Annotated in this window: 8 protein-coding genes and 1 pseudogene; 5 read left to right on the forward strand and 4 right to left on the reverse strand. The window is 61.7% G+C overall.

Annotated features, from left to right (window positions below; all coding sequences use genetic code 11):
- The 3 genes from E5W87_RS31915 to hemP form a co-directional block, all read right to left on the reverse strand.
- On the reverse strand, positions 1–360 hold a 360-nt coding region (locus E5W87_RS31915), incomplete at its 3' end, for an ABC transporter substrate-binding protein (protein ID WP_367118898.1).
- Positions 344–1,432, reverse strand: coding sequence for a hemin-degrading factor (locus E5W87_RS31920; RefSeq protein ID WP_292406873.1), 1,089 nt, complete (start codon positions 1,430–1,432; stop codon positions 344–346). The genes E5W87_RS31915 and E5W87_RS31920, both read right to left, overlap by 17 nt.
- Positions 1,433–1,453: 21 nt before the next feature.
- Positions 1,454–1,660 carry a hemin uptake protein HemP gene (hemP, locus tag E5W87_RS31925; RefSeq protein ID WP_029353351.1) on the reverse strand — a complete coding sequence of 69 codons (207 nt, stop codon included), beginning with the start codon at positions 1,658–1,660 and terminating at the stop codon, positions 1,454–1,456.
- Positions 1,661–1,946: 286 nt separating this feature from the next.
- Between hemP and E5W87_RS31930 the strand changes: the two genes are divergently transcribed.
- The 5 genes from E5W87_RS31930 (at position 1,947) to E5W87_RS31950 (ending at position 6,414) form a co-directional block, all read left to right on the forward strand.
- Entirely contained in the window at positions 1,947–4,106 is a 2,160-nt protein-coding gene (locus tag E5W87_RS31930; RefSeq protein ID WP_292406880.1) for a TonB-dependent hemoglobin/transferrin/lactoferrin family receptor, read from the forward strand.
- 5 nt (positions 4,107–4,111) lie between these two features.
- Positions 4,112–4,555, forward strand: coding sequence for a hypothetical protein (locus E5W87_RS31935; RefSeq protein ID WP_292406883.1), 444 nt, complete (start codon positions 4,112–4,114; stop codon positions 4,553–4,555).
- A 7-nt stretch (positions 4,556–4,562) separates the two neighbouring features.
- A complete protein-coding gene (locus E5W87_RS31940; protein WP_367118899.1) occupies positions 4,563–5,657 on the forward strand; it encodes a TonB family protein in 1,095 nt (364 codons plus the stop codon).
- Between the two features lie 69 nt (positions 5,658–5,726).
- Complete coding sequence (locus E5W87_RS31945; RefSeq protein WP_292188638.1) at positions 5,727–6,041, forward strand: antibiotic biosynthesis monooxygenase; 315 nt, start codon at positions 5,727–5,729, stop codon at positions 6,039–6,041.
- Between the two features lies 1 nt (position 6,042).
- Positions 6,043–6,414, forward strand: a complete 372-nt coding sequence (locus tag E5W87_RS31950; RefSeq protein ID WP_292406886.1) for a VOC family protein — start codon at positions 6,043–6,045, stop codon at positions 6,412–6,414.
- Positions 6,415–6,444: 30 nt separating this feature from the next.
- On the opposite strand, the pseudogene E5W87_RS31955 reads toward E5W87_RS31950, so the two are convergent.
- Positions 6,445–6,633: pseudogene (locus E5W87_RS31955) on the reverse strand (glycosyl transferase family 2); the annotation flags it as partial.

Raw genomic sequence — 6,633 nt, forward strand, 5'->3', positions numbered from 1 at the left:
CTTCAGCACATCGACGGCTTGCTTCGGCCCGCTGCCGTGCAGCGCCAGGATGCCCGAAGGATTGACCGACAGGACGCCTTCCGGCGACAGTTGGCGCATATAGCCGACATCCGGCAGCTTGAGCGCCGCCTCGGGATAATTGCTGGTCGAATCGCGGGCGACCAGCCGATCCTGCTCGCCGAGCGCAAAGATGATCTCGGTGATCGAACCGCCGATGGCCGCTATCTTCGACGGGTCGGCGAAGACCTCCGTGCCCTCGGCGGCACGGGCCGACAGCAATGCGGCAAAGGCCAGGCAAAGGCCGATCGTGGCCCCAAGCGTCGTTCTGAAAACACGCGCCCGTTTAAGCAAAGGAGCCATTGTCGTTGTCCTCAGGCTGCGTCGAGCTTGGAATGCGCGGCAGGTTCTCTGCCAGGAACCGCCAGTCCTCGCGCTCGCTTTCACCTTCGTGGCGCTTGCCGAAGAACTGGATGATCATCTTGCCGTCGGCGCCATAGGCTTCGAGAGAGGTGACGTGGCCATCCTTGGTCGGTTTGCGCATGGCCCAGACTTCATGGATGTGGTCGGTCCGCAGATGTAGGTGGAAGGTTTCGTCCAGCACGTTGATCCATGGTCCCATCGCCTTGATCGACTTGATCGGGCCCGAATGGATCTGGATGCAGCCACGATTGCCGACAAAGCACATGATCGGCATCTCGCCCTCGGCGGCATGATGGAACATCGCGCTGACGGCATCGTTGTCGAGCAGCCAGGCGTAATCCTGGCCGACCATGCGCATCGCCTGGCGGCGGTCGAGCTTTAGCGTCTTCAGCATGCCGAAGAACTGATGCACGTCGGTCAGCCGGCTCCAGCGGTCGCGCAGATCGTCGACATCAGCGGAAGCGTCGGAAGCCTCGGCCTCGTTTTCAAGCCCGCCTTCTGAAATCGCAACGGTTGACTCCTGGTTCGGCGATTCGAGTTCGGCCACCAGCTTCTGATAGGCATAGAGGTTGGACGCGGGCCGCAGGTGCACCTTGTGCACCGCCTCGCCGGCCGCATCGAAGAACTGCAGGCTGCGCCTGATATCGCCGCCGTCGCGCTTTTCGACGGCAAAGCCGTGCGCCCAGACTTTCGGGAAGATGCGTAGGTCGATGTTCTCGCCAAGCACCATGGCATTGTGGTTGCCGGTGACGACTTTGTCGTAGACGCCGATCTTCTCGTGCACAGCGCTTTCGTTGCGCGTCAGCGCCATGACCTCGCCGACGGCCTCGAGGCCGGTCAGAAGATCGTTGACGCGCGGCTCGACGCGGACGACGCCGTCGCCGCAATGCGCGGCGACCAGCTCGGCCTCCGAAATGCCAAGCTGGGCAGCGAGATCGCGCTCGCGCGTCTTCGGATTGTCTGCCCGCGCCCGCCGGATCTCGTGCGGAGCGGGTTTTACGCGCTGGTCCATCTCTTAGGTACCTACTCTTGCCTACTTGTTGAGGATGAGCTTGCCCTGGCGGGTGATCTTCAGCCGGTAGAGCGCTCCGTGATGCTCGATGCCGATCTCGTGCTCGCCCTGGAACAGCGTGTTGCTGGACAGGGTTCTCACGGCCAACGGAACCCGGTCGAAACGTGCCGAATTGTCGTCGGAACGGCGGACGCGATAGCGAAAGTCATTGGGATTGTGCGTGTTCATCTGGTTCGATCCCTTTCCTGTGCCGGGCGTCTGGCTAGGCGTTGCGTAGATGCCGATTCATTTCTTGACTTGAATAATCATGTTTATTAGTCAGTGCAATACCGGACTAAGTGAGTCAAGATTTAAGACGCCGGACACGACGAAAAATGCCAGCAAGCTTCAAGCCAGCCAGCATCGAACCAGGTATTTTGGAGTTGGGGGCATGGGGTTGGCGAATTGGGGACGGCTGGGTCTGGCGAATAGCAGCCCAGGTCCGGCGCATCGATCGATGGCAAAGGGCCGGTCTATGGTAACGGGAATCGCCGCATTGCTGGCGGGTGCCGCGGCGATAGCGTTGCTCACGCCACCAGCCAATGCGCAACAGGCCGCCCAACCGGCAACAGACCAGCAGCAGGCCGAACAGGGGCAGACGCCTGAAGAAGCCGGGCCGGCGCCGGCAGGCGCAACGCTGCTCGACCAGATCCTGGTCATCAGCCGCACCGGCGAGACGGCGATCGACTCCCTGGCTTCGGTCAGCCATGTCGATCAGGAGCAATTGGAACGCCGCATGGCGACGACGCCAAACGAAATGCTGTTGGGTGTGCCGGGTGTAGCGGTCCAGGCGGATGCAAGGCGCGTCAGTTCCAGCATCAATATCCGTGGCTTGCAGGATTTCGGCCGCGTCGCGGTGATCGTCGACGGTGCGCGGCAGAATTTCCAGCGCTCCGACCATGGCACGCAATCGACCTTCTATATCGACCCGGAGCTCATCAAATCCGTCGATGTGATCCGCGGCCCGGTCGCCAACACCTACGGCTCGGGCGCCATCGGCGGCGTCGTCTTGTTCGAAACCAAGGACGCGGAGGATTTTCTTCGCGACGGCGAGACATGGGCGGCGTCCGCGACCGGACGCTACGAGACCAATGGCGAAGGCTGGACGACCAGCGCTGCCGGAGCCTACCGTTTCAACAAGAACTGGGATGTCCTCGGCAACATCGTCTATCGCGACTATGACAACTACAAGGATGGCGGCGGCGATACGGTGAACGGCACCGGCTTCGATGTCTTGAGCGGCCTGCTCAAGACGACCATCCGTCCCAGCGACAACAGCGAGTTGAAGCTTGGCTGGGTTGGCTCAAGCGACGGGTGGAACGAGGTCAGCGGCGGCACGCCGGTGAACGACGTCGACCTGGAGGCGAACACCTTCACGGCGCGCTACAACATCACTGACGAGGACAAGAGCTGGCTCGATCTCCACATCAACGCTTCCTACAACAAGACCAACCTGGACATGACGAGCCTTGTTCCGCAAAACCGGTTTGATCCAGTCACCGGTCTTCCCATTGTCCTGCCGGCGGGTTCGATGTCGACCTTCGATATCGGCACTTCGGGCATCGACATCTGGAACACCTCGCGGTTCGAGACCGCCGGCATTGCGCATGAGCTGACCTACGGTGGCGACTGGGTTGGCGATGACGTCGAGACGGGTGGCGCCGCGGGCGGCGACAGTTTCTATACCCCTTCGGGCAAGCGAAACGTTTCCGGCGCTTACATCCAAGACAAGCTCACCTGGGATTGGCTCGAGGTCATCGCCGGCCTGCGTTACGACAGCTACAAGCTCGAAAGCGATGTCGGCGAAACCTCCGGCGACCGGCTGTCGCCGCGCATCACCGTCGGCGTATCGCCGTTCGAAACCGTCAGCCTTTCGGGACTGCAACTCTACGGCACCTATGCGGAGGGATACCGTTCCCCGTCACTGTCGGAAACTCTCATCAGTGGCAACCATCCGGCAGGCGTCAGCTTTCCGTTTCTGCCCAATCCCGACCTGAAGCCTGAAACCGGCAAGACCGTCGAATTCGGCGTCAACTACAAGCAGGACGACATCCTCGAAGCCGGCGACGCGTTTCGTTTCAAGGCGGCCTACTTCAACAACGACGTCGACGACTACATCGATGGTGTAACGCTATCGGCATTCGATCCAACCAGCGGCTGCCCGTTCGGCCCCGGCATCCCGATCTGCTTCCAGTACCAGAACTTCGCAAAAGCCAAGATCCGCGGCTTTGAGATGGAAGGCGTCTATGACGCCAGTTGGGGTTTCGCCGGGCTGTCGGCCTCGATCATCGATGGCCACACGATTTCCTATGAAGGCGAGCGGGCAGACCTCGTCACCGTCCCCTCCTCCCAGGTCACAGCGCAGCTAGGCCTGCGTTTCCTGGAGGATAAGCTGACCGTCGGCGGCGAGGTGCAGTACAATGGCAAGCCGAAGGGCAACCCAGTGGCCAAGGACTACACGCTGGTCAATGCCTTCGCCAGCTACCAGGCGACCGACAATTTCAAGGTGGACTTCCGCGCCGACAATTTGTTCGACGTGAAATACACCAATCCGTTGAATGCATCGGTCACGAGTGTAGTTTACGAGCCCGGCGTCACTCTGAAGCTGGCGGCGACAATGCGATTTGGAGGCTGACCACAATGACAAGCTTGACGGCATCGCTTCGCCTGCTGACCTCGGTGCTGGCAATGCCGCTTGTGATGGGTCCGGCGTGGGCGCAAGAGTCCGCGCCGGTCCCTGCTCTCACGCTTGAACTCAATGGTGCGCAGGCCTCCGACAAGGGCTGCCGTTTGACGTTCGTGGTCAACAACACTCTCGGCGCCGACCTCTCGAAAGCGGCGTTCGAAATCGCGCTGTTCAACGAGGCTGGCGTCGTCGACCGGCTGACCGTGCTAGACTTCAAGGACCTGCCGGCGGGCAAGACCAAGGTAACGCGTTTCGATCTTGCCGGCGCCGACTGCGCCAAGGTCAGCCGCGTGCTGATCAACAGCGCGACCGAATGTGCCGGCACCGGCATCGAGCCGGACGCTTGCATGCGCAGACTAAAGACCGGGACCAAGACCGGCATCGCCTTCGGGGTCTGAGAACACGGTGGGGCTGGAGCCCGCACTCGGACAGAACATCGTGGCATGGCCTTGGGCCACCTCCGTTCTGTGGCCGCTGGATGCCAACGATCTTGATTTGACAAGTCCGCACCGGTCGCGGCAGGTCTCGTTGCGAACCATGCAGGAAATCAGTCCCCTCCCCGACGCCAATGGCGAACTGGCGATTGCGCCGACCGAACCGCTTGCGCCGGCCCGGCCATCAGCCATGAGCCGCAAATGGACGGCGGCTATTATCGCCTCCTGCCTGTTTCATGCCGCGGTGGCGGCCGCTTTTCTCATCACACCTGTCGGCACATTCGATTCCAAGGATGCAATCCGGATGGAAGGCACCGATCAAACCGGCGCCAACGTGGTCGGCAGCGCCTTGGATGGTCAGGCCCCGGGCGCGATGAACGTTACCTTGGTGCCTGACCCGCAGCCGGCCAAACCTGAGGTCAAGCCCGAGCCGTCTGCTGACCGGCCCGCTAGGGAAATGGCCGCGCAGCCCCCCGCGCCCTTGCCGCAGGTCGCCAAACAACCCGCCGCCCCAGACATACTGATGTCCGACACCCCACGCCTGGACGAAGAGAGCGTGGCTCCGAAGATTGAATCGCCGGCAGAGCCGGCTGCTCCGGCCGAAAGCACCGAGGCGCCTCCTGCCGATGTCGGACAGCCGCCGATCCCGACCCCAAGGCCGAGCGCGGCAGCAGGTCTTGGCGGAGCGGGCGAAACGAACGAGGCCCGCGGCGCGGCGGATGGCGAGGAACGCGACGCGGTGACTTCCAGCACGGGCAAGAAGCAAGCAGCGGCAGGCAATGCGATAGAATCCCGCTACAGCGGTGAAGTTCAGAAGAAGCTTGCCCGCGCCAACCGCCGTGTTTCGAAATCGATACAAGCGAGCGCTCGCAACAATGCCAGGGTCGTATTCGTTGTCATGGCCGACGGCAGCATCAGCGACATACAGCTTGCCGAAAGCTCAGGTTCTGCGGAACTTGATCAATTCGCTTTGACACTGGTGCGCAAGCAAGCACCGTTCCCTCCCATTCCAACCGAAACTGGCAAGTCGAGTTGGGTATTCAAAGCGCGGATCGGTCCATTTTAACAGCCTGCGCCTCAGCGTTTCAGGCAATCCACCAAGCATCATAATCCGCAATCCCGAAAGGAACCACCAATGTACATCGCCATGAACCGCTTCAAGGTCCAAAACGGCTCTGAGGACGCGTTCGAGGACGTCTGGAAGAACCGTGATTCGAGCCTTTCGGAGATGAAAGGTTTCAAGGAATTTCATCTGCTGCGCGGTCCGGTCAACGAGGCCGAAGGCTACACGCTGTTCGCCTCGCACACCGTGTGGGCGAGCCACGAGGATTTCGTCGCCTGGACCAAATCCGAGAATTTTCGCGCCGCGCACCGCAACGCCGGCTCCACCAAGGTCCACTATCTCGGCCATCCGCAGTTCGAGGGCTTTTCGGTCGTCGAGGGCGCGTGACATGACCTCGCCCGCAGCAGACCCGGCGCGCAGCATTCCCATGCTGCCCTCGCCCGATATCAAGGCGACGCGCGATTTCTACCGCGACCAGCTCGGTTTCGGCGTCGTCGGGCCGGAGATGGACGACTATCTCATCATGCGCCGCAACGAGATGGAGATCCACTTCTGGAAGAGCGACGACCGCAAGCTGCCCGAAGTGTCGTCCTACTGCACCAGAGGCGGTGAGGTGCCGGCGCTGCATGCCGAATTTTCGGCGCGCGGTGTCGAGAAACTCAGCCCTTTCACCGTTCGCCCGTGGAACATGAAGGAATTCTATGTCTGGGACCCGCATGGCAATTTGCTGAAATTCGGCTGCGCGCCCGAAGAAGTGTGAAGCTCCCGCGCCGTCACAACCCGCCGGTTCTCAGGCCTTGCCGAACAATCGTCGCAGCGCCCAAACCAGGCGTTTGGCGAAGCGCTTGCGCAGCCGTCGCAAACGGCTTCGGCGACCAAGAAAAGGCATGACACGCGGATCGTCGCCCAGCCTGCCAAACCGCTTGACGTGCTGCGACAGGAACCCGGGCACGAAACCCCGGCCATTGGCGGCGGCGAG

This window comes from Mesorhizobium sp., assembly GCF_004962925.1.
Lineage (GTDB): Bacteria > Pseudomonadota > Alphaproteobacteria > Rhizobiales > Rhizobiaceae > Mesorhizobium.

Coding starts and splice junctions, on each gene's coding strand:
- hemP (WP_029353351.1), bottom strand. CDS start 1,660: ATGAACACGCACAATCCCAATGACTTTCGCTATCGCGTCCGCCGTTCC.
- E5W87_RS31950 (WP_292406886.1), top strand. CDS start 6,043: ATGACCTCGCCCGCAGCAGACCCGGCGCGCAGCATTCCCATGCTGCCC.
- E5W87_RS31930 (WP_292406880.1), top strand. CDS start 1,947: ATGGTAACGGGAATCGCCGCATTGCTGGCGGGTGCCGCGGCGATAGCG.
- E5W87_RS31935 (WP_292406883.1), top strand. CDS start 4,112: ATGACAAGCTTGACGGCATCGCTTCGCCTGCTGACCTCGGTGCTGGCA.
- E5W87_RS31945 (WP_292188638.1), top strand. CDS start 5,727: ATGTACATCGCCATGAACCGCTTCAAGGTCCAAAACGGCTCTGAGGAC.
- E5W87_RS31920 (WP_292406873.1), bottom strand. CDS start 1,432: ATGGACCAGCGCGTAAAACCCGCTCCGCACGAGATCCGGCGGGCGCGG.